Genomic DNA, 18,929 nt, shown 5'->3' on the forward strand with positions numbered 1-18,929 from the left:
AGGAGGTCACATGGAAGATCAGATCCTGGAAAACGGGAATGGTTCCGTTCAGGGCGCTACTTGTGTATAAGAGTCAGGGTCGAGGGTGGCCTGGGGCAGCAGCTCGCCATGTTTTTCCAGGGCTACCAGACCGGCGTCTGCGTATTCGTAGTCGAAGTCACAACCCGCGTGGGTCAGGATCTGGATGGCGGACTCGATGATGCTGGGGCCGATGCCGTCGCCCGGGATGACGGTAATCTTTCTTTTTGACATGAGGCGTATCCACTTCTAGGGAACAGAGGGGGAGGATTCGTCGGCTTTATACCATTTTTGCACCACATCCTCCATGTTTCTTTACATTTTACCCATTTATGTCAACAGGTACGGCCTGTCTTGGGAAATGGTGTGCTGGGGATCACGCCCCGGCATCAGGGATGGGAGGGTAGCGGATCTCCCGCAGGTTGAACCCGAGCGGGATATCGTGCTGCAGCCGGACCAGGCGTTGGGCCAGCAGGGCCTCTTCCCGGTGCTGGCGCAGCTTGAGCAGGGGTCTGGTGGCCTCCTCCCGCTCACAGGCCTCCAGCATGGCAGCCAGGTCCCCGTATTGCTGCAGCAACTGGGTGGCGGTCTTGGGGCCAATGCCGGGCACCCCCTTGATGTTGGAGCCGCTGATACCGGTCAGGGCCCAGAAGTCCACAAGCTGGGTCGGTGTAACGCCGTACTGCTGCTGGACGAAGGCGGCATCCAGCCAGCGTTTGTTGAAGTAATCCCGCACCCGGATCTGCGGGCAGATGAGCTGGCAGAACCCCTTGTCGGTGGAGATGATGGTGGCGCTGGCGCCGTGCTGGGCAATGCCGCTTGCCAGGGTGGCGATGAGATCGTCCGCCTCGTCGGTCTGGGAGAGCAGGGCATCCACACCGCACTCCCAGAAGGCGTCCTGCAGGTCGGCAAGCCCTTCTCTCAGCTCATCCGGCATGGGGGTGCGGCCCTCCTTGTAGGGGGGATAGAGCGTCTTGCGCCAGCTGTGGACCTCACCGTCAAAGACCGCGATGGCGTGGGTCGGCTTGCTGGCCGCCAGGAGCTTCTTGCAGGTGTTGATGAGGTTGGCACGGGTGGCGAGCAGGGCCTGAGCCGGGGTCAGTCCCTGCTGGCTCTGCACCGCGTGCAGTCGGCGGATGAGGTTGAGGGCATCGATGATGAGCAGGTGTGGCATGGGGCACTCCGGGCGTCGGGGATTGCCATTGTAACAATGGTGGCGTCTCCTGCTAACCCCGTAGAAGACCAGTCAATGAAAGAGGGGCCCATGGGCCCCTCCGGTGCGGTGCATTGTGATGTCCCGACTATTTGACTATCTCGTAGCAGGGAACGTACTGGCTGCCCGGCAGCTTCATGCGCTGCTGCTTGACGAAGCTTTCCAGCAATCTGTCCATCAGGTGCATCAGCTCCTTGTCGCCGTGCAGCTTGAAGGGACCCTTCTTCTCGATGGCCCTGATGCCCCCTTCCTTGACGTTGCCTGCGACGATGCCTGAGAAGGCGCGGCGCAGGTTGGCTGCCAGCAGCTGGGGTGGCTGGTTGCGATGCAGATCCAGGCTGGCCATGCTGGCGTGATCCGGCTCGAACGGCAGCTGGAACTCGGGCTCGATCCGCAGGGACCAGTTGAAGGAGTAGGCATCTCCCACCGACTTGCGGTATTCGCGGATCTTCGGCATCGCCTCCTTCATCACGCGGGCCACCTCGGGCGCATCGCCGATGATGATCCGGTAGAGACTGGTGGCGGCTTCCCCCAGGGTCGCCTTGACGAAGTCGTCGATGGCGCGGAAGTAGTCGGCGCTCTCTTTCGGGCCGGTCAGCACGATGGGGATGGGTTGGCGATCGTTGGCCGGGTGCATCATGATACCGAGCAGGTAGAGCAGCTCCTCGGCAGTGCCGACCCCGCCCGGGAAGATGATGATGCCGTGACCCAGACGCACGAAGGCTTCCAGCCGCTTCTCGATGTCCGGCAGGATCACCAGCTCGTTGACGATGGGGTTCGGCGGTTCGGCGGCGATGATGGAAGGCTCGGTGAGACCGATGTAACGGCCGTTGCGCACCCGCTGCTTGGCGTGGCCGACGGCGGCCCCCTTCATGGGGCCCTCCATGGCACCCGGACCGCAGCCGGTACAGATGTTGAGCTCGCGCAGACCCAGCTCGCTACCCACCGCCCGGGTGTACTGGTATTCCACCTCGTTGATGGAGTGGCCGCCCCAGCAGACCACCAGGTTGGGATCGGCGCCGGGCAGGATCGCCTTGGCGTTGCGCAGGATGGCGAACACCACATTGGAGATATGGGTGGAGCTGGTCAGGTTGACCAGACGATTGGACTCGAGCTGGGTCGACACATAGAGAATGTCCCGCAGCACGGAGAACAGGTGCTCCTGGATGCCGCGGATGATCTCGCCGTCGACGAAGGCGTGCTCGGGGGCGTTGAACAGCTCGAGCTTGACCCCGCGCTCGCGCCGGATCACGTGAATATCGAAGGATTTGAAACGTTCCAGTATCTCTTTGGAACTGTCGGTATGGCTGCCGGAGTTGAGGACCGCCAGCGAGCAGTTGCGAAACAGTTGATAGATATCGCTGGAGGCCGTCTGCTTGAGGCGATCCACCTCGAGCTGGGACAGCAGGTCCATGCTGCCCACGGGATTGATGTGTGTAATCATAATTTCCCCTTTCACTCGCTTGTTATCGTTGTGCTTTCCCTGGGGAGAAAACGGGATGCTTTGGCATCCCTCGGGTTCGATAGTAGAGGCAAGGGGGTGGGCAGGGGAATAGGGGGACTGTGCGTTTGCCGCTTTTTTAGCCGCCCCTCAAAGCGGATTCAGGCGAGATTGACCTGATCCCGGCCGGAGTGCTTGGAACTGTAAAGCGCCTTGTCGGCGCGCTCGAACGCATCCGTGGTATGGTCGCCGGTCCGAAACAGGGTGGCACCGATGGAGATGGTGATCTCGACCCTGGCATCGCGAAAGCGGAACGGGATGCTCTTGATGGTCTGACGCAGGTTCTCCAGCGGCTTCTGGTACTTGTCCGGATTGATGTTCGGCAGCAGGACCACGAACTCCTCACCGCCAAAGCGGGCGATGAAGTCGGTGTCGCGCAAGGCGTTCTGCAGGGCCTTGGCAACCACCTTCAATGCCTTGTCGCCGGCCATGTGGCCGTAATTGTCATTGATGTGCTTGAAGTGGTCGATGTCGATGATGGCCAGGCACAGGGGGGTGCCATAGCGTAGCCAGCGTTTGTATTCGAGCTCGAGCCGCTCGTCCAGGGCCGCCCGGTTGTGTACCTGGGTCAGGCTGTCGAGGAAGAGCTTGTGTTTCTGGATGCTGAGCCGCTTCTTGTACTCGGCGGTCTCGTCCTTCATCAACCTGAGCTTGGCTTCCATGTTGGAGAGGTGGGTGAGCAGGTGGCGCTCGCGGTTGGCCATCTCCTCCCGCTCCTGCTGCAGCCGGCGGATGGTGTCCAGATGCCCAGAAATGGCGCCCCTGAGTATCTGTGGCGAGTCATGGGCTGCCATGGCGCGATCGATGGCGGCGAGTTCCCGCTCCAGCGCCTGTCCGCTGAGATGGGCGGCATTTTGCAGCGCCCGCCCTTCATCCAGGGATTCGGTAAAGCTGTAATGGACCGAGGAGAGACTCTCGTTCAGGGTGCTGAGAAACGCCTGGGAGGCTTTGCGCTCTTCCCGGGTACCCTCGATGATGAGTTCGATGATCTGCAGGCAGACTTCGGCCAGCAGGGCAGGGGTGATGCCCCCGAGCAACTGGCGGCGGATGTCTGCGAGGCTCTCGCCCACGGCGCCGGCAAAGTCGAGCTCGGTGATGAGACGCTGCAACTCGTCTGAAATCTGGGCATGTGCCTTGATGTCAAAGGAGTCGGTAGGGGCCGGGCTGGAGAGCTCGGTGGGGATCTCCGCCGAAGGGGGGATCAGCGGCTTGCGCGGCAGCAGCTGGATCTTGATCGCCTGCTGGTAGAACTCCAGCAGCCGGATCACCTTCTTCTGGTGATCGCCGATGCCGTAACTCTCCGGGCTGGCGAGAAACTCCTTGAGGGCGCGGCGGGTATCTTCCGGAAACCCCTTGATGGTTTTGAGCTGTTTGCTGCCGAGATCGATGGCTGCCCGGGTCAGGCTGATGGACTCTTCCATGGTGTGGCTGTGCTGCTGCAACAGCTTCTCGATGGCGATCAGATCGGCATCGATGGAGGTGAGCGGAGGGTTGCCTTCAAGTTTCTGCTTGAGCTTGGCGAGCCGGTTGTCGAGCTCGCGATCGTGGCCGCGACAGGCTTGCATCAACTTGCCGATGAACTGGATACTGCGGGTGCGTTCGGCATCGGAGAAGCTCGCCATGCCGTCAAGCTCCTGCTGTTTCTGCTGGAGGGATTCCCTGAGTCTTGCCAGTTGTCCTGTTACGGCAGCCATATCATTCATTCTTCAGGTCGCCCTGTTGTCATTATCGTTTTTGTTTCGTCCAGCAACAGAAAGCCAATCAAAGAGCCCGTTGAGTACCTTTTTGTCAAGGATTGTCCGCAACCTTCATCCGTGAAAGCGCAAGCCAGTTAACCCATTGCTTTTCATGAGAAGAATTTACTTTTACCAGTCCCTTGTCAATTGCCATCAAGCAGCATTGCCACACATCTCCGTTAAAAAATGCGGCCTGCTGGCAATCGATGGCGGCCAGCTCAAGCCAGACGCTCTGCTGGCATTTTTCGCTGAGCTGAATGGCACCCGAGAGGGCCAGGTAGCAGAGATCGAACAGGCCGTGGTGATCGAGGGCCATGGCTGCCTTGGGCAGGAAGGGATGGCTGACGATGCCGAGGCTGATGCGCCTGTCCAGCTGGTGCTCGCAGGGGAAGGCTGCCAGGGTGTCGAGCAGGGTCTGGGCCAGCTGATGCAACTGGGCCACGTGGCGCTGGGGCACCACATAGAGCAGGTGGCCTTCGCGCAGGTCGTAGATGCGGCCATCCTGCGGGGTCAGTTCGTTGACGTAACGGCCGAAGGCCTGCTCTATCTCGCGGCTGACCTGATAGCCGTGCTGCTCCAGGCTGTTGATCAGGAAGGGAACCCGGAACAGCAGGTAGTGCAGCTTGTCGTCAAATTCGCTGGTGGGGCGTTCGCTCAGGTACCAGCGCTCGGATTTTTGCTGGCGCTTTGCCATCTCCCGCGGCCAGCGGCTCATCAGTCGCTGCCAGTTGGCCAGGCCGCTGCGCGGCTCTACCAGCAGGGCCTCTCCCAGCTGTTTGGCATGAAGGCGCGCGACCCGCAGTTTCAGCCAGAGGGTGAAGAACAGATAGATGAAGAGTGCCAGCAGCAGCCCGGTGCTGACGCTGGTCCAGAGGTATCGCTCCTGCTGGTGCTGGCTGACGTCGAGTTGCTGTTCCAGCTCCTTGACCTGTTGCACACGCTCCACCTGGGCGTAGTTGTCGCGCACCGCCTCCTGCTCCAGCGCCAGCTGTTGCTGGCGAACCAGTTCGCTGCGCTGGTGGTAATTCTTGTAGCTCTCCAGGGCCTGCTGGAGGTAACCCTTCTGCTCATAGGCGACGGAGAGCAGGCGGAAGATCTCGAACTGGCGCCGGATGTCCCCAATCCGGTTGGCCAGGGTGAGGGCGTTCTCCAACTGCAGGATGGCGATGCCCGCCTCCTGCTGCTTGAGGTGCAGCTCTCCCAGCAACAGCAGGGTGTCGATGAGCGACTCCTTGTCATCCCCCAGCTCATGGGACTGGCGTGCGGCGTTCAGGTAGTTTCGCGCCAGGTTGAGGTTGCCGGTCTGCAGGTAGGTCTTGCCTATCTCGAACTTGAGATGGGCGATGCGGGTACGGTTGCTGCTCTCGTCCAGCAGGTCGAGGGCATTGAAGAAATAGACCAGCGCCATGTTCATCTCGCCCTGATCCCGGTTGAGACGGGCGAGCACGATCAGGGCGTCGCTCAGCATGGAGGAATTGCCGAGGGCATGAAAATAGTTGGCCGCCTCGCTGGCGTATTGCAGCGCTTTTTGTGGCTCCTGCTCTTCCTGATAGAGGCTGACCATCTGGTTCGAAAGCAGGCCGAGGAAGAGGGGATCCTGCAGGGGCTTGGCTTGCTGTTGTGCTTCGATGTACTCCCCCAGTGCAAGCTGGGGCTGACCCAGAGCCTGATAGAGATCCCCGCCCACTGCGCTGGTCCAGGCCCTGGCCAGAGGGTGTTTGGCGTGATCCGCCCATTTGCGGGTCTCGGCCAGCTGCTGCTTGGCGAGATCGAATTGCCGCTCCTCTATGCTGGCGTTGACGCGCAGCAGGCGGCTGTAGACCTGCAACTGGCTCTCCTTGAGGTCGGGATTGGCCAGCAGTTTGTCGAGTTTGTCGAGCAGGGGGGCCGCGGCGCCATGGGTATGCTGTTGCAGGTTGCGGCTTCTAACCAGCAGATAGAGCCCATGGGCCTGCAGCTCGAACTGCTGCTCTTTCTCGGCCATGGCGATGCCCTGCTCGAAGGACTCCTGTGCCTGGGCGAACTGCCCTAGCTGCTGCAGACACTCCCCCTTGAGCAGATAGGCGCCCGTGGTCTGGGTGGCGGTACCGTAGTTCAGCATCGGCTCGCGATAGCCGTACTCCTGACGGTTGCTGATGATCTGCTTGGGATTGTTGGCCGTGCGTTCGAGGAAGGAGGTGGCAATCTGGGCACATCTGGCGGGATCGGTCAGCACCAGGGTCTGGGCCTGCTGCAGGTCGATGGACAACTGCTCCTTGGCCAGATCCAGATCAGGAGCCGACAGGGAGGACATCATCATTGCCAGAAAAAACAGTTGATTCATTGGATTAAGAACGGCACGGAGGTGCAGGCATGTTATCCAAGCCCACCCCCGCCCGTCCAGAGTTTACTGAGGTGATGCGCAGCCGGCCGCAGCCCGCAGGATGGCGGCGCCGGTGATTACTGGCGAATGAGGCGCAGGTTCGCCGGAACCGGCTCCCAGTCGCTGCGGAAAGGGTTGATGTCCAGGCCGCCGCGGCGGGTGTAACGGGCATGGACGGTCAGTTTTTCCGGGGCGCAGAAGTGCTTGAGATCGGTAAAGATGCGCTCGATGCACTGCTCGTGGAACTCGTTGTGCTGGCGGAACGAAATGAGGTAGCGCAACAGCTTCTCCCGGTCGAGACGCGGGCCGCGATAGTGGATCACCACGGATCCCCAGTCCGGCTGGCTGGTCACCAGGCAGTTGGACTTGAGCAGGTGGCTGTGCAGGGTCTCCTCCACGATCTCGTGACCGGCGGCCCCTTGCAGCAGGGTCTCGTCAAACTCGTAGCCGTCCACCTCGATATCCAGGCTGTCGATGCACTCACCGGGCAGCTGGGCTATCTGGTGGGGGGCCTGGTCGAGGGTGAAGAGGGTGACGCTCACCGGGGCACCAGCGCAGCCACTCAGGTCCTGAACCAGCAGCGCCTGCACCGCCTCCAGGGAGTCGCAGCGGGTCTGGTTGAAGGAGTTCAGGTAAAGCTTGAACGACTTGGACTCGATGAGATTCGGGCTGGTAGCAGGCACAAAGGCCTCCCCGATGGCAACCACGGGCTTGCCTTTGGCATTGAGCCAGGAGAGTTCATACAGGGTCCAGACGTCGCACCCCTGGAACGGCAGTTCACCTCTCAGGCCAAGATCGTCGCGGTTCAGGCTGCGTGGCACGGGCTGCAGCAGACTCGGGGTGTACTGGCTGATGTAGGCGGACTGCTGCCCCAGGCTCAGGCCTTGCAGCACACTGGCGCCGGCGTATCTCTCTTGTTTGCTCATGCTGGTTTGCTCACGCTTGTCTGATAAGGGGTTTGATGGTGCAATGGCCCGATTTTTCGATCAGGTACTTGCGGCCATCAGAGGCCGCTATTGTGGGGAATATCGATGTCGGATCAAGTCCTGTCTGCCCTGGAGCAGTTCTTTTTACGCTGGCAGCGCGATGGCGAAGGAAGGCGGGGGCTGCCCCTGTGTGACTGGGAGGCCGACTGGCGCTCTCCTTGCGAGCTGGATGAACCCAGGGAGGGGCGGGTCGCCTGGCGTCCGTTCCAGCGGGAGCAGGCAGCCGACTTCACGGCCATGGCGAACGCCCTGGAGCTGACCCTGCATCCCAGCGCCATCGCCCTGTTTGGCCACTGGTTCAGCCGCCCTCTGTCCTGCTCTTTCAAGGGGTTGCGCATCGAACTCATCCTGCCGTGGAACGATGCCGATCTGGATCTGCTCAAGGAGAACCTCATCGGCCACCTGCTGATGCTGCGCAAGTTGAAGCGATCCCCTTCACTCTTCATTGCCACGACCCGCAACGAGATGACGCTGGTCTCCCTCGATAACGAGAGCGGCCAGGTGTGGCTGGAGTGGCTGGACTCCGGGCGGCGCCTGACGCTGGCCTCCTCGTTGCCGGCCTTTCTGGCGCGACTGGAAACCTTGCCCCAGTGATGCCCCAAAAGAGAGGGCCTTGCCACCTGGCAAGGCCCTCTCTTTTTAATGCGCCATTGTGCGCGGTGGGCACCTACTCCTTGAAGTCCCAGGAGAGGTTGGAGACCAGCCTGCAAGGCTCGCACCTGAAGTCGAAGATCTCGTGCAGGGGGGCGGCCAGCGCCCATGGGCCACCACAGCCAGGGCAGGGGCGAGCCCGCTCTTCGGTAGCGCTCAGGCCACCTACCCGGTAGAGATAGTAATAGGTGGGGATGCCGCTCAGGAGCTCCAGCCGTCTGGCGAGATCGCTGCCCCGGCGATGAAGGCGGCTGCCCACCTCGCCGATTTCGTGCAGGGCGGCGTGTTCGGCGATGGAGCCGTTCATCTGCAACTGATCGCAGGCTTCCCAATCTTCCTGCCACTTGATGATCTGCTTGTGGTCACCGTTGGCGACGGCGGGCAGCCGATAGAGCGGTATGGGAGCGAAGTGGTCGCCGCAGCGCAGGGGAGAGCAACTGTGCAGGAAGCTGGTGTAGAGCAGCATCCAGCTGGAACGCTCCCCCTGCTCTGCGCACGGGTCCGTGCTGTCCGAGAGCAGATCCGCCCCTTGCAGGTGGAGTTTGGGGGCGAGCAGGCCCGCCTGGTGCAGACCTTGCTCGGCAAGGGCGACCAGCTCGCTCTGGTTGTCAGGGTGCAGGCTGTCCTGCTCCGGGCAGACCACCCGGCTGACGAAATAGCCTTCGTGCATGCTGGTGGGAAACTCCCGCCCCAGGATCTGACCCTGATAGCGCAGCATGTCGAGGTAGTGGACGATGGCCCGTTCGGCCTCCCCGAGGGAGGTATCGCGGTAGCACTCAAAGGTGAGTTCGAGGATATACATGGCGATGGGTCAATCCGGCTTCTGGTTGAGCAGCAGATCGGTGAGGCGATCGACCTTCTGCTCCAGCCGGGCGAGCTGCTCGCTCAGCTGCTGAAGAGTGACGCTTTCCGTGGCCAGGGGGGACGCCTCGGGGGCACTGGCGGGGGCGGGCGCTGTCGACGCGGGCTGGGGTTGCTGCTTCCACTGGCTCAACACCTTGAGCAGCTCGGCCATGGGCACGGGATGGCTGAGGCGGGCCTTGACCATGGCGGTAGAGGGGGTGATCCCCCTGGCACTGAGTTCGTTGGCTATCTGGATGATCTCTTGGGCTGACATCTTGGCTCCTGCACGGCCGTCTTGCTGCGGGTGGATAGTGGCACAGAGCTTAATCAAAGCCTGTCCATCAGGAAAGCGGAGCGAAGGGCGTGGGTGGCGAGAGGGAGGGGATTGGCGGCTCCGCGTCTACCCAACGCTGGCCGCCGGGAGTGCGGGGATCAGGTCCCCTGGCGCAGCATCACATCCAGCTGGTCGATGGCTTCCGCCCAGTCGGCGTCGTGGCTGAGGGCATCGCGCAGAAAGCCTGCCTGGGAAGGCGTCCAGAACGGCGCGTCGGGCAACTGGGTATGGCGATCGATGGGATGGTCGCGGATAAAACGCTGCTGGCTGATGTCGTCACTGGCCAGCCCCAGCTGGGCAAACAGGGCGGCCATGTCATGGGTGAGCAATTCCATGTCGGTACTCCTTGGAAGGGGGCTGTGGAAGAGTATAGCCAGCCCCCGTGCTCTCAAATCTAGGAGGGGAGACGATGGGGTGGCAGTTCGACACCGGCGACATGCAGCCCCTGCATGCAGAGCTGCCCCTGATAATGGCTCTCTCCGTCGCTGGAGAACTCGAACTGGTAGTAGGTGAGCAGGCGCAGGGGCTTGTGCCCCAGGGCACGGTGTGTCCGCGCCAGCGACAGCAGTTGCAGGTCGTGGTGCTGGCAGTAGCGGCGCATGTATTGCCAAGCCAACTCCGCCTGGCGGCGCTGTTGCCAGAAGGCCCAGCCAACGAGGCCGAGCAGCAAGATCCCAAGCATTTCTCCCATCAGCGGGTTCCTTCTGTGATGTGTGTGGGGCCCTGTTCACCTCAGGCAACAGGGCCGTTGTGTCGGGCCTAGGTGGCAGCGAACAGGCGACCGATGGCCAGACCCAGGGCCTCGCTGCGTTCGGGGTCACGCAGTTTTGCCAGCATATCATTGCGCAATGCCGGTAGCGTGACGAGCTCGGCAAATACCTGGTTGAAGAACTGGGTGGGTTGCAGGGCGAGCTGCTCCAGAAACAGGCCGAGCAGTTCGGGGTGTTTCAGATCGGGCCAGAGGCGGCCAGCGATGGCGAGGAGCAGGGAGGGGCTTGGCCGGGTTTGCAGCAGGGTCAGCAGCTTGTTGGTGCGCAGTCCGTTGCCCGGGCAGGAGGCCAGTGCCCGGCACAGATAGGCCAGGGTTTCGGGGTCAGGCTCGGCGCACTCCTGCTCCTTGCCGATGCGCTCCAGCAATGCGCCTTGCAGGGCAGGAGGCAGGGGGGCGTTCTCCAGGCTCTGGCACAGGGCGTAGAGGGGGGCCTGCGGCAGTACGGGCAAGGCCTTGCAGACCAGTGCCAGGTTGCGTTCAACCTGCAGCTGCTCCGCGAGATCTGCAAACCCTTGCAGTCCCAGGGCCTGCCACCCCTCTTCCCCCGGCGCCGCCAGATAGTGGCAGAGGGCCTCGTAGTAAGCGGAAGGGGCTTGTTCCAGCTGGCGGGCCAGCTTGGCGTGCACACTGGCCATCTTGGCCTCGGCCGGACGGAAGGTGTAGGGGTTGTCCGCCAGACGCTGGGCCTTCTCTTCGTCCAGTTCACCGGTGAGCTTGTAGCCCAGAGTCTCTACCACCTGATCCATGAAATGCTTGGGGCCGCTGGAGATGAGCAGGCCGCGTTCATCAAGGGCGAACTTGAGGAACCAGAGGTAGTGCCTGGATTCGGTCGGCTGGAAGAAGTGCACGCCGAGCCAGGCGTGCTGCTGCAACGGCCAGGGGTAGGGCTCCTGCTGCTGCTCGATGCGCACGAAGAGGTCGCTGGGGAGCGGGCGCACCTGGCGGCCCAGATCGAACAGCTGGAACTGGGTATCGGCCTGGGTCAGAAACTCGGTCAGGGTGTTGATGGAAGACATGAAGAGATCCCGCTTGAAGATAATGCGGGCGATTATAAGGGGGCTGCACCAGATAGCCAGAGGCGGTGATGCAGGGGATGAAGGTGACGGTAACATGGCAGCCATTGCGGGGTCGGTGTATAGTAGCGCCCCTTTTTGATGGCCGTATTGAGTGGGGCCCCGTCGCAGACCGGGCCCGCGATGAGGAAGTGAGCGAGATGAATCAATATCTGCTGGTTGCCGGTCTGCTGGGAGAGCTGACTGCCGAGTTGCAACGTCTGGAACGCTGGCAAGCCGACCATCCGGGGAGCGAGGCGCTGGCAAGCGAGCTGCCGTTTTGTGTCGATACCCTGAGTTTCGATCAGTGGCTGCAGTTCGTGCTGATCCCGCGCATGGAGCAGCTGGTGCTGCTGCAGGCTCCGCTGCCGACCAGCGTCTCCCTCTATCCCATGGCGAGTGAGGTCTATAAAGAGGAGCTGGCGGAGGTCGAGGCCCTGCTTCGTCTGATCGCCCGTTTCGATCTGCTGCTCTCCGGCAAAGTGGTCGAACAATGATGGACGAGCAGACCCGGACAGCGGATGCCTTGCAGCCGACACTGCTTTATCAGGATGACTGGCTGGTGGCGGTGAACAAACCGTCCGGTCTCCTGGTGCACCGCAGTTGGCTCGACAAGGCCGAGACCCGTTTCGCCATGCAGATGACCCGGGATCTGATCGGGGGTCGTCATGTCTACCCCGTGCACCGACTGGACAGGCCCACTTCGGGTGTGCTGCTGTTTGCTCTTGATCCTGCCGTGGCCCGTATCCTGACCGAGGCCTTTGCTGCCCGTCAGGTCCACAAGGAGTACCTGGCACTGGTGCGGGGATGGGCCCCCGAAGAGGGGCTCATCGACTATCCGCTCAAGGAGCAGCTGGACAAGATTGCCGATGCCTTCAGCGACCCGGATCGCCCCGCCCAGGAAGCGGTGACCGCGTTTCGTCGTCTGCATCAGGTCGAGTTGCCCTTCGCCGTCTCCAAGAAGCATCCCACCAGTCGCTACAGCCTGGTCCGCCTCTTTCCCAAGACGGGGCGCAAGCACCAGCTGCGCCGCCATCTGGATCACCTGTTCCACCCCATCGTTGGTGATACCACCCACGGGGATGGCCGGCACAACCGCTTCTTTCGCGAGCACTACGGGTGCGACCGCCTGCTGTTGATCGCGCACCGTCTGAGCTTCGAGCATCCGGTGCTCAAGGTGCCGATGCGGATCCAGGCGCCCCTGGGCCCCGAGGTGCTGGGTCTGTTCGCCCGTCTGGGCTGGCCTGCCAGCGAGCAAGACTACGGCGCCTGAGCCTCTTTCCATCTGTTGCCTCTGACCGGGCTGTGGCATGCTGTAGCCCAGGTACGTCAGAGGAATGACTTATGGCTCAACGAGATATCGCCTGCGCAATCGCGTGCCCCCCGCCTGTTCAGGGGGGCTCTTCCTACCCATCCCGGTCTTGCCGGGCCCATTGTCTGTCCCTGAGGAGTCGCTGATGGCCGAGATCGACATCCTGGTCGGCACCGTCTACGGCTCTGCCATGCTGGTGGCCGAGACCCTCTCTGATCACCTGCAAGCCAATGGCCATGTCTGCCAGATCTTCGATGACGCGGCGCTGACCGACATCGATGCCTCACGCTTTCTGCTCATCGTGACCGCCACCACGGGGCAGGGGGATATACCGCCCAATTTGCAGCCCTTTGCCAGTGCTCTGGCCGATCGTGCTCCTTATATGAAGGGATGGCGCTATGCCCTCATCGCCATGGGAGACAGCAGCTATGAACACTTCTGCGGAGCGGGGCGAACGCTGGATGCCCTGTTGCAGGAGCTGGCTGCCGAGCCACTGGTTGTGCACCTGGAAATCGATGCGACGGTAGAAGATGAGCCTGAAGTGGCAGCGCTGGCCTGGTTGAAAACCTGGGAAAATAGACTGTAGCCAGACCCTTCTCCCCGAGAATAAATTCACCTCCGTGAGTGTTCTGACGGGGGTGTTTTATTTTTGGGGCGTCACGCCTCAGCCCCCAAATATATCCTCTCTTTCGTCCGGTTATTTTTCTCGCCAATGATGATAACCGGTTGGCCATATTCATCATCACCCACGACAAATTGAAAAATTAAAAGTTCCGCATTGAAAGCGATTTCAGTCATGTTTTTGCTACTGCGACACGGATTTGTCACTTAAATTTCGTCGCGAATTAATATTTGAAAGCGCTTTCTTTGGTGTTTGTTTTCTTGTTTTTGCTCGATACCGGAGACTTTGTCCAACAAACTTAAATTTAATGAGCTTTTGTTGCTGTGGTTGTTGGCGGCGTGCGATTTGTCATCGTTTTGTGAATCAGCTCATGTTTGCAGGGAATTTGGGTACCTATAATCGACCTCGGTTATCACCAAAACGTTTTTCCGGTGATAAGAACTTGAATATCAGGATCACACTCCTCTCAGCGGGAATAAGGAAAATGAAAATGAAAGCAAAGTGGCTCCCGATCGCTGCAGCAGTAACCGCAGCCCTGGCTTCCCAAGCCGCCTTCGCCGTTGATTTCCACGGCTACTTCCGTTCAGGTGTCGGTGTTTCCGGTGACGGGGACATGGTCAAATACAACGTCAACAAGGTCGGTCGTCTGGGTAACGAAAACGACACCTACGGTGAAGTGCAACTGGGTCAGGAAGTCTTCAACAAAGATGGCAAGACCTTCTATGTAGACTCCATGTTTGCCATGACTTCCAATGGTTCCAATGACTGGGAAGGGACCGGCACCGTCTGTAACTTCGATGCCAAACAGTGCAACGGCGACTCTGAATTCGCACTGCGTCAGTTCAACGTACAAGCCAAGGGTCTGCTGGGCTTCGCTCCGGAAGCCACCCTCTGGGCCGGTAAGCGTTTCTATCAACGTCACGACATCCACATCTCTGACTTCTACTACTGGAACATCTCCGGTCCTGGCGCAGGTATCGAAGGTATCCAGGCTGGCCCTGGCAAGATCTCCTTCGCCTGGGTTCGCAACGATCGCAGCTCGGGCGATGTATTTGGAACTTATTCAGTAACAGGAAAAGAGACTATTAAAAAGCCTGTTCTGGATGCCAATGGCAATCCAACAGGTCAGTATGTTGAAGAAACTGTTAACAAGTACACCAAGAACGAAGATCTGAACGTCAACACCCTGGACCTGCGCTATGCCGGCATCCCGCTGTGGCAAGACGGCTCTCTGGAAGTCGGCGCCATGTACGCGCTGGTCAATGAGACCGACGCCCAGAAAGAGCTGAAAAACAACAACATGAAAGACGGCGTCATGCTGACTGCCGAGCTGACCCAGGGCATCTTCGGTGGCTTCAACAAGACCGTGCTGCAGTACGGTACCGAAGGCTACTCCAAGACCATGGCCTTCTACGGCGACGGCTCCTGGTACGGTGCTGAAGCGAAAGACGGTGCCGACGGCTTCCGTATCATCAACTGGGGCGTCATCCCGATGGGTAACTCCTGGGAGATGGGCCACCAGCTGGTCTACGGTGTAGGCAACGACATGCGGGATGGCAACGACAAGTATGAAACCATGTCTGCCGTTATTCGCCCGATGTACAAGTGGGATGACTTCAACAAGACCATCTTCGAAGGCGGCTACTTCCAGGACAAGAACAAGTCCACTTCCGGTAACACCGACAAAGACGGTGCTTACAAGCTGACCCTGGCTCAGGCCTGGTCCGCCGGTTCCAGCTTCTGGGCCCGTCCGGAAATCCGCGTGTTCGCCACCTACCTGGAAAACACCGAAGACAACAACGCCTTTGAAGGCAACACCTCCAAAGACACCTATCAGGTTGGCGTACAAGCAGAAGCCTGGTGGTAAGCAATATCTTCAGTTAAGTTAGTCACTGCCCCCTCATGGGGGCAGTTTTGTTTCGCATGATGTGGCAACTGGGTTATGGAGATAAGAAGAATGAAACTGGTAAAGATGTCTATCGCGGCCATGGTTACCGCGCTGCTGGCCGGTTGTTCCGGTAGCATGGTGGTGCCCGTGCAGGAGCACGCCTCCATTCTGAGTAATGCCGATCAGGCCAAGCAGGCGCTCTCCCAGGCAACCAGTTGTTGCACAGGGTTCAACGAATTCAATTATGTCTCCCTGCCGGAAGGCGAGACGCTGCTGGCCATCGACGGCAAGCAGCCCAGTTATCAGTTTGACGAGGGCATGAGCTATTTTGCCGCCTATCGTCTGCCGGCCAATACCGGCAATCTGGCCATCACCCTGGCCTCCCAGGTCAGCAAGACGGTCCTGGTTCCCAAGGTGATCATGCTGGATGCCCAGTTCAAGGTGACTCGCGTGCTGGGTGAGTCGGTCTTTGCCTATCAACCAGCCCACCTGCTCGACAACGACAGGATTGAGGGGCGCGTGTTTGTGGACCGCAGCATGCCGGGCAATCCCGCCACTGAAACCTATATGGTGGTCTATGCGCCGGCCAACGGGACGGCGGGCAGCACCACCATCTTGCACCCCGCGAAGGCCTTTGCCCGTGCCAACGGCACGGTCGAGCCGGATATCAAGGACCCCGTGATCCCGCATTCGCCCTGGGGTCTGGTACAGATAAAGGTCACGGACATGGCCAAGGGACAAGGCCTGGAAGCCGTGTTCAAGCCTGAATACGCCGACAAGGTGGCGATGAGCCAGGCCAAGCCTGCAACCACTGCCGTGGCTGCGACTGCGGCCACCACGGCAGCCGTTGCCGCAGCGCCGAGCAAGCCGGCTCCCGCCATGCTGAGCGAGACCGAGAGCTTCTACAACGCCCAGATCGAGAAAGCGGTGAAGGCCGGTGACATCGACAAGGCGATGCAACTCGTGAATGAAGCCGAGCGCGCCGGTTCAACCAAGGCGAAATCGGTCTTTATTGATGCAGTGAAACGTTCACAGAAGAACTAAATATCTCGGTTTATTAAAATCGATATTTATTGGAGGCCTCCCTTGTTGGAGGCCTTTTTAATCGGTAGACTGGATAATATAAATCCGCAATAAGTTACATTTTGTTACGGTGGGTATTGTTCAGTATTATTTGGTTTCTTTGTGATTTATTTTGAGGTGGTTTATTTCTTTTTGCGGCGAAGCTATAACAATACGAAATAATATTCAAGATAGTCCCCTCTCTGCTTAGGAAGGTGCGAATAAGTCATATGGCACGAGAGCATTTACTGGTAACCCATTGATATTAAATGACTAAAATTTTCATTTTTTGTTCGTGGGATACTTGTTCGCACTTTCCCTTATTTATTATCTTGTGATCTCTCCTCCAAATTTATTATTCCCTTGTTTCCGACAGAGGCATTTCCACCCCCGCTGGGTTATATTCTGCTGGTCAAAATAAGCAACCCGGGAAACTCACTTGGCGCAGTGACGGATGAAGAACATCGTCATCAATAAACTGCCCTGAGTCGTTGTCGGAAAAAAAATCCATTCAGGAGCGCACACATGTTAAAAAATGCTTTCTCTAATCTGCAAAAGGTCGGTAAGGCGCTGATGCTGCCCGTATCGGTCTTGCCCGTTGCAGGTATTCTGCTGGGGGTGGGGGCTGCCCACTTCAGCTGGTTGCCGGAAATCGTCTCCCAACTGATGGAGCAGGCCGGTGGTTCCGTATTCGGCCAGATGGCTCTGCTGTTCGCCGTGGGCGTTGCCCTTGGCTTCACCAATAACGACGGTGTTTCCGGCCTGTCCGCCATCGTCGGCTACGGCATCATGACCGCCACCCTGACTGTGATGGCGCCTGTGATGGGTGTCGAGAAGATCGATACCGGTGTGCTGGGTGGTATCCTCGCCGGTGGCGTGGCTGCCTGGGCGTTCAACCGCTTCTACAAGATCCAGCTGCCAGAGTACCTCGGCTTCTTCGCTGGCAAGCGCGCCGTGCCCATCATCACCGGTTTTGTTTCCATCGGTCTGGGTGTCGTGCTCTCCTTCATCTGGCCGCCGATTGGTGGTGCCATCGGTGCCTTCTCCGACTGGGCTGCCAACCAGAACCCGGTCCTGGCCTTCGGCATCTACGGCGTGGTTGAGCGCTCCCTGATCCCGTTCGGTCTGCACCACATCTGGAACGTGCCGTTCTTCTATCAGGCTGGTACCTGCGTCAACGCCGCCGGTGAAACCGTACACGGCATCATGACCTGCTTCCTGACTGCTGATGACGCTTCCCGTGCTGCCGGCAACGGCTTCGGTCAGCTGGCGGGTGGCTACCTGTTCAAGATGTTCGGTCTGCCTGCTGCCGCGTTTGCCATTGCGCACTCCGCCAAGCCGGAAAACCGCGCCAAGATCGTAGGTATCATGGCTTCTGCTGCCCTGACCTCCTTCCTGACCGGTATCACCGAGCCTATCGAATTCTCCTTCCTGTTCGTGGCCCCGGTACTGTACGCCATCCACGCTCTGCTGGCAGGTCTGGCCTATGTCCTGACCAACATGCTGGGTGTCGTTCACGGTCACACCTTCTCCAACGGCTTCATCGACTTCGTGGTGCAATCTCCGCGTGCCGACAACATGCTGCTGCTGGTGGGTCTGGGTCTGGTCTACGCGGTCATCTACTACGTGGTCTTCACCGTGGTCATCCGTGCCATGAACCTGAAAACTCCGGGTCGTGAAGACGAAGCCGCCCAAGAGTCCTCTGCCGGTCAAAGCAAGGACGAGATGTCTGCTGCTCTGGTCTCCGCCTTCGGTGGCAAAGAGAACATCGCCTCTCTGGACGCCTGCATCACCCGTCTGCGTGTCGGTGTGAAGGATGTGGCCAAGGTTGACCAGGCTGGTCTGAAGAAGCTGGGCGCCGCCGGTGTGGTGGTGGCGGGTTCCGGTGTACAAGCCATCTTCGGCACCAAGTCCGACAACCTGAAAACTGAAATGGACATCTGGATGAAGAGCAACTGATTGTCGCTCCGATATCCGAGTTCCGAAAAGGGAGGCGCAAGCCTCCCTTTTTGCTGGGTTGCGTTTGGTGGCGGGACATGTGCGGGGGCTTTCCTGACGGCGCCAGCATGGTGTGACCCAATGAAAAAGGCGCCCCTGGGCGCCTTTGCTGCATCAGACCGGCTTAAAGCTTTTCGAGATCCCGTTCTATCTCGCTGATCTTGTTCTGCACCACCTTTTCCAGATGACGCAAGTCGCGCAGTATTTTCTGCTTGATGTCCGGATCGGCGGAAGGCTGGCCGCCCTGGGTCAGATTGTCCAGCTCATCCACCACGTATTTGAGGTTGGCGTTGATCTCGGTGACATCTTTGTACTCATGGGTCCCCGAGTCGACCAGCATGGTCTTGCGCTGGCGAGGGTATTTGAATTTGACGCTCTTGGCGAAGAATTCACCCTTCTGCTTCTTGAAATAGATCTTGAGGATGTCGTGGTTGGCTTCCTGGCGCAGGGTGTAGCTGTCCACCGAGGTGGGTTCCTGGATCCCCAGGCTCTTGAGATTCTCGTACATCGGGCTTCCTTGGTTTGAAACGATCCTGACCCCTCTATCTTACCCGAGTCCGGACGCCTTGCCTGTGACAG

The 18,929-nt window shown here is 59.6% G+C and carries 19 protein-coding genes and 1 pseudogene; 7 read left to right on the plus strand and 13 right to left on the minus strand.

Translation table 11 applies throughout. The annotated features are described in order from the left end of the window. Nucleotides 1-78 precede the first annotated feature (78 nt). From OKB81_RS02900 to queF, 6 genes and pseudogenes are all read right to left on the minus strand, one after another. Nucleotides 79-252, minus strand: a pseudogene (locus OKB81_RS02900) (isocitrate/isopropylmalate family dehydrogenase); the annotation flags it as partial. A gap of 142 nt (nucleotides 253-394) precedes the next feature. After that, a complete protein-coding gene (gene xni / locus OKB81_RS02905; protein WP_103858151.1) occupies nucleotides 395-1,192 on the minus strand; it encodes a flap endonuclease Xni in 798 nt (265 codons plus the stop codon). Between the two features lie 127 nt (nucleotides 1,193-1,319). Beyond that, a complete protein-coding gene (gene ppnN, locus OKB81_RS02910; RefSeq protein ID WP_010673382.1) occupies nucleotides 1,320-2,675 on the minus strand; it encodes a nucleotide 5'-monophosphate nucleosidase PpnN in 1,356 nt (451 codons plus the stop codon). 158 nt (nucleotides 2,676-2,833) lie between these two features. Further along, nucleotides 2,834-4,435, minus strand: a complete 1,602-nt coding sequence (locus tag OKB81_RS02915) for a GGDEF domain-containing protein (RefSeq protein ID WP_043152479.1) — start codon at nucleotides 4,433-4,435, stop codon at nucleotides 2,834-2,836. 85 nt (nucleotides 4,436-4,520) lie between these two features. After that, the gene (locus OKB81_RS02920) at nucleotides 4,521-6,791 is read right to left on the minus strand and encodes a hypothetical protein (RefSeq protein ID WP_052816321.1); all 2,271 of its coding nucleotides are present in this window, start codon (nucleotides 6,789-6,791) and stop codon (nucleotides 4,521-4,523) included. A 116-nt stretch (nucleotides 6,792-6,907) separates the two neighbouring features. Beyond that, the gene (gene queF, locus OKB81_RS02925; protein ID WP_109113044.1) at nucleotides 6,908-7,756 is read right to left on the minus strand and encodes an NADPH-dependent 7-cyano-7-deazaguanine reductase QueF; all 849 of its coding nucleotides are present in this window, start codon (nucleotides 7,754-7,756) and stop codon (nucleotides 6,908-6,910) included. 105 nt (nucleotides 7,757-7,861) lie between these two features. On the opposite strand from queF, the gene syd reads away from it, so the two are divergent. Beyond that, nucleotides 7,862-8,410: a SecY-interacting protein gene (gene syd / locus OKB81_RS02930; protein ID WP_109113045.1), complete on the plus strand. Its 549-nt coding sequence runs from the start codon at nucleotides 7,862-7,864 to the stop codon at nucleotides 8,408-8,410. Between the two features lie 73 nt (nucleotides 8,411-8,483). On the opposite strand, the gene OKB81_RS02935 is transcribed toward syd, so the two are convergent. The 5 genes from OKB81_RS02935 to OKB81_RS02955 all read right to left on the minus strand — a co-directional run bounded on the left by OKB81_RS02935 (nucleotide 8,484) and on the right by OKB81_RS02955 (nucleotide 11,432). Beyond that, the gene (locus OKB81_RS02935; RefSeq protein WP_109113046.1) at nucleotides 8,484-9,269 is read right to left on the minus strand and encodes a Zn-ribbon-containing protein; all 786 of its coding nucleotides are present in this window, start codon (nucleotides 9,267-9,269) and stop codon (nucleotides 8,484-8,486) included. A gap of 9 nt (nucleotides 9,270-9,278) precedes the next feature. Next, on the minus strand, nucleotides 9,279-9,584 hold the full coding sequence (locus tag OKB81_RS02940) for a DNA-binding protein (protein WP_052816317.1): 306 nt from the start codon (nucleotides 9,582-9,584) through the stop codon (nucleotides 9,279-9,281). A gap of 158 nt (nucleotides 9,585-9,742) precedes the next feature. Continuing rightward, the gene (locus OKB81_RS02945) at nucleotides 9,743-9,979 is read right to left on the minus strand and encodes a DUF2789 domain-containing protein (RefSeq protein ID WP_039039420.1); all 237 of its coding nucleotides are present in this window, start codon (nucleotides 9,977-9,979) and stop codon (nucleotides 9,743-9,745) included. Nucleotides 9,980-10,038: 59 nt separating this feature from the next. Further along, entirely contained in the window at nucleotides 10,039-10,335 is a 297-nt protein-coding gene (locus OKB81_RS02950; protein ID WP_039039421.1) for a DUF3301 domain-containing protein, read from the minus strand. A gap of 68 nt (nucleotides 10,336-10,403) precedes the next feature. Beyond that, entirely contained in the window at nucleotides 10,404-11,432 is a 1,029-nt protein-coding gene (locus tag OKB81_RS02955) for a DUF3549 family protein (RefSeq protein WP_049636270.1), read from the minus strand. Between the two features lie 197 nt (nucleotides 11,433-11,629). Here OKB81_RS02955 and OKB81_RS02960 point away from each other — a divergent pair, with 197 nt between their 5' ends. The 3 genes from OKB81_RS02960 (at nucleotide 11,630) to OKB81_RS02970 (ending at nucleotide 13,366) form a co-directional block, all read left to right on the plus strand. Further along, nucleotides 11,630-11,965 (plus strand): YqcC family protein, encoded by a 336-nt coding sequence (locus OKB81_RS02960; protein WP_010673392.1) that lies wholly within the window; start codon nucleotides 11,630-11,632, stop codon nucleotides 11,963-11,965. Continuing rightward, nucleotides 11,965-12,741: a tRNA pseudouridine(65) synthase TruC gene (gene truC / locus OKB81_RS02965; RefSeq protein WP_404800943.1), complete on the plus strand. Its 777-nt coding sequence runs from the start codon at nucleotides 11,965-11,967 to the stop codon at nucleotides 12,739-12,741. Before OKB81_RS02960 ends, truC begins: the two co-directional genes overlap by 1 nt. A 184-nt stretch (nucleotides 12,742-12,925) precedes the next feature. After that, complete coding sequence (locus OKB81_RS02970; protein WP_041214685.1) at nucleotides 12,926-13,366, plus strand: flavodoxin; 441 nt, start codon at nucleotides 12,926-12,928, stop codon at nucleotides 13,364-13,366. A gap of 71 nt (nucleotides 13,367-13,437) precedes the next feature. Here the strand turns inward: OKB81_RS02970 and OKB81_RS02975 are convergent, their stop codons facing one another. Further along, nucleotides 13,438-13,578, minus strand: a complete 141-nt coding sequence (locus OKB81_RS02975) for a hypothetical protein (protein ID WP_010673395.1) — start codon at nucleotides 13,576-13,578, stop codon at nucleotides 13,438-13,440. A 314-nt stretch (nucleotides 13,579-13,892) separates the two neighbouring features. Between OKB81_RS02975 and OKB81_RS02980 the strand changes: the two genes are divergently transcribed. The 3 genes from OKB81_RS02980 to ptsG all read left to right on the plus strand — a co-directional run bounded on the left by OKB81_RS02980 (nucleotide 13,893) and on the right by ptsG (nucleotide 18,311). Then, nucleotides 13,893-15,269 (plus strand): maltoporin, encoded by a 1,377-nt coding sequence (locus OKB81_RS02980; RefSeq protein ID WP_333563077.1) that lies wholly within the window; start codon nucleotides 13,893-13,895, stop codon nucleotides 15,267-15,269. 90 nt (nucleotides 15,270-15,359) lie between these two features. After that, a complete protein-coding gene (locus OKB81_RS02985) occupies nucleotides 15,360-16,334 on the plus strand; it encodes a MalM family protein (RefSeq protein ID WP_160837536.1) in 975 nt (324 codons plus the stop codon). A gap of 543 nt (nucleotides 16,335-16,877) precedes the next feature. Further along, nucleotides 16,878-18,311: a PTS glucose transporter subunit IIBC gene (ptsG, locus tag OKB81_RS02990; RefSeq protein WP_010673398.1), complete on the plus strand. Its 1,434-nt coding sequence runs from the start codon at nucleotides 16,878-16,880 to the stop codon at nucleotides 18,309-18,311. A 163-nt stretch (nucleotides 18,312-18,474) separates the two neighbouring features. Here ptsG and OKB81_RS02995 read toward each other — a convergent pair whose 3' ends face one another. After that, nucleotides 18,475-18,858 (minus strand): DUF3461 family protein, encoded by a 384-nt coding sequence (locus OKB81_RS02995; RefSeq protein ID WP_039039426.1) that lies wholly within the window; start codon nucleotides 18,856-18,858, stop codon nucleotides 18,475-18,477. Nucleotides 18,859-18,929 lie beyond the last annotated feature (71 nt).

Source organism: Aeromonas sp. QDB56, assembly GCF_027705505.1.
GTDB lineage: Bacteria > Pseudomonadota > Gammaproteobacteria > Enterobacterales > Aeromonadaceae > Aeromonas > Aeromonas caviae.

Bases quoted from the DNA above. Each gene is read 5' to 3' on its own strand.
- OKB81_RS02975 (WP_010673395.1), bottom strand. From the start codon at position 13,578: ATGACTGAAATCGCTTTCAATGCGGAACTTTTAATTTTTCAATTTGTC.
- OKB81_RS02915 (WP_043152479.1), bottom strand. From the start codon at position 4,435: ATGAATGATATGGCTGCCGTAACAGGACAACTGGCAAGACTCAGGGAA.
- OKB81_RS02935 (WP_109113046.1), bottom strand. From the start codon at position 9,269: ATGTATATCCTCGAACTCACCTTTGAGTGCTACCGCGATACCTCCCTC.
- queF (WP_109113044.1), bottom strand. From the start codon at position 7,756: ATGAGCAAACAAGAGAGATACGCCGGCGCCAGTGTGCTGCAAGGCCTG.
- OKB81_RS02995 (WP_039039426.1), bottom strand. From the start codon at position 18,858: ATGTACGAGAATCTCAAGAGCCTGGGGATCCAGGAACCCACCTCGGTG.
- OKB81_RS02960 (WP_010673392.1), top strand. From the start codon at position 11,630: ATGAATCAATATCTGCTGGTTGCCGGTCTGCTGGGAGAGCTGACTGCC.
- OKB81_RS02945 (WP_039039420.1), bottom strand. From the start codon at position 9,979: ATGGAATTGCTCACCCATGACATGGCCGCCCTGTTTGCCCAGCTGGGG.
- syd (WP_109113045.1), top strand. From the start codon at position 7,862: ATGTCGGATCAAGTCCTGTCTGCCCTGGAGCAGTTCTTTTTACGCTGG.
- OKB81_RS02940 (WP_052816317.1), bottom strand. From the start codon at position 9,584: ATGTCAGCCCAAGAGATCATCCAGATAGCCAACGAACTCAGTGCCAGG.
- ptsG (WP_010673398.1), top strand. From the start codon at position 16,878: ATGTTAAAAAATGCTTTCTCTAATCTGCAAAAGGTCGGTAAGGCGCTG.
- xni (WP_103858151.1), bottom strand. From the start codon at position 1,192: ATGCCACACCTGCTCATCATCGATGCCCTCAACCTCATCCGCCGACTG.
- OKB81_RS02950 (WP_039039421.1), bottom strand. From the start codon at position 10,335: ATGGGAGAAATGCTTGGGATCTTGCTGCTCGGCCTCGTTGGCTGGGCC.
- OKB81_RS02955 (WP_049636270.1), bottom strand. From the start codon at position 11,432: ATGTCTTCCATCAACACCCTGACCGAGTTTCTGACCCAGGCCGATACC.
- OKB81_RS02920 (WP_052816321.1), bottom strand. From the start codon at position 6,791: ATGAATCAACTGTTTTTTCTGGCAATGATGATGTCCTCCCTGTCGGCT.
- truC (WP_404800943.1), top strand. From the start codon at position 11,965: ATGGACGAGCAGACCCGGACAGCGGATGCCTTGCAGCCGACACTGCTT.
- OKB81_RS02970 (WP_041214685.1), top strand. From the start codon at position 12,926: ATGGCCGAGATCGACATCCTGGTCGGCACCGTCTACGGCTCTGCCATG.
- OKB81_RS02985 (WP_160837536.1), top strand. From the start codon at position 15,360: ATGAAACTGGTAAAGATGTCTATCGCGGCCATGGTTACCGCGCTGCTG.
- ppnN (WP_010673382.1), bottom strand. From the start codon at position 2,675: ATGATTACACACATCAATCCCGTGGGCAGCATGGACCTGCTGTCCCAG.
- OKB81_RS02980 (WP_333563077.1), top strand. From the start codon at position 13,893: ATGAAAGCAAAGTGGCTCCCGATCGCTGCAGCAGTAACCGCAGCCCTG.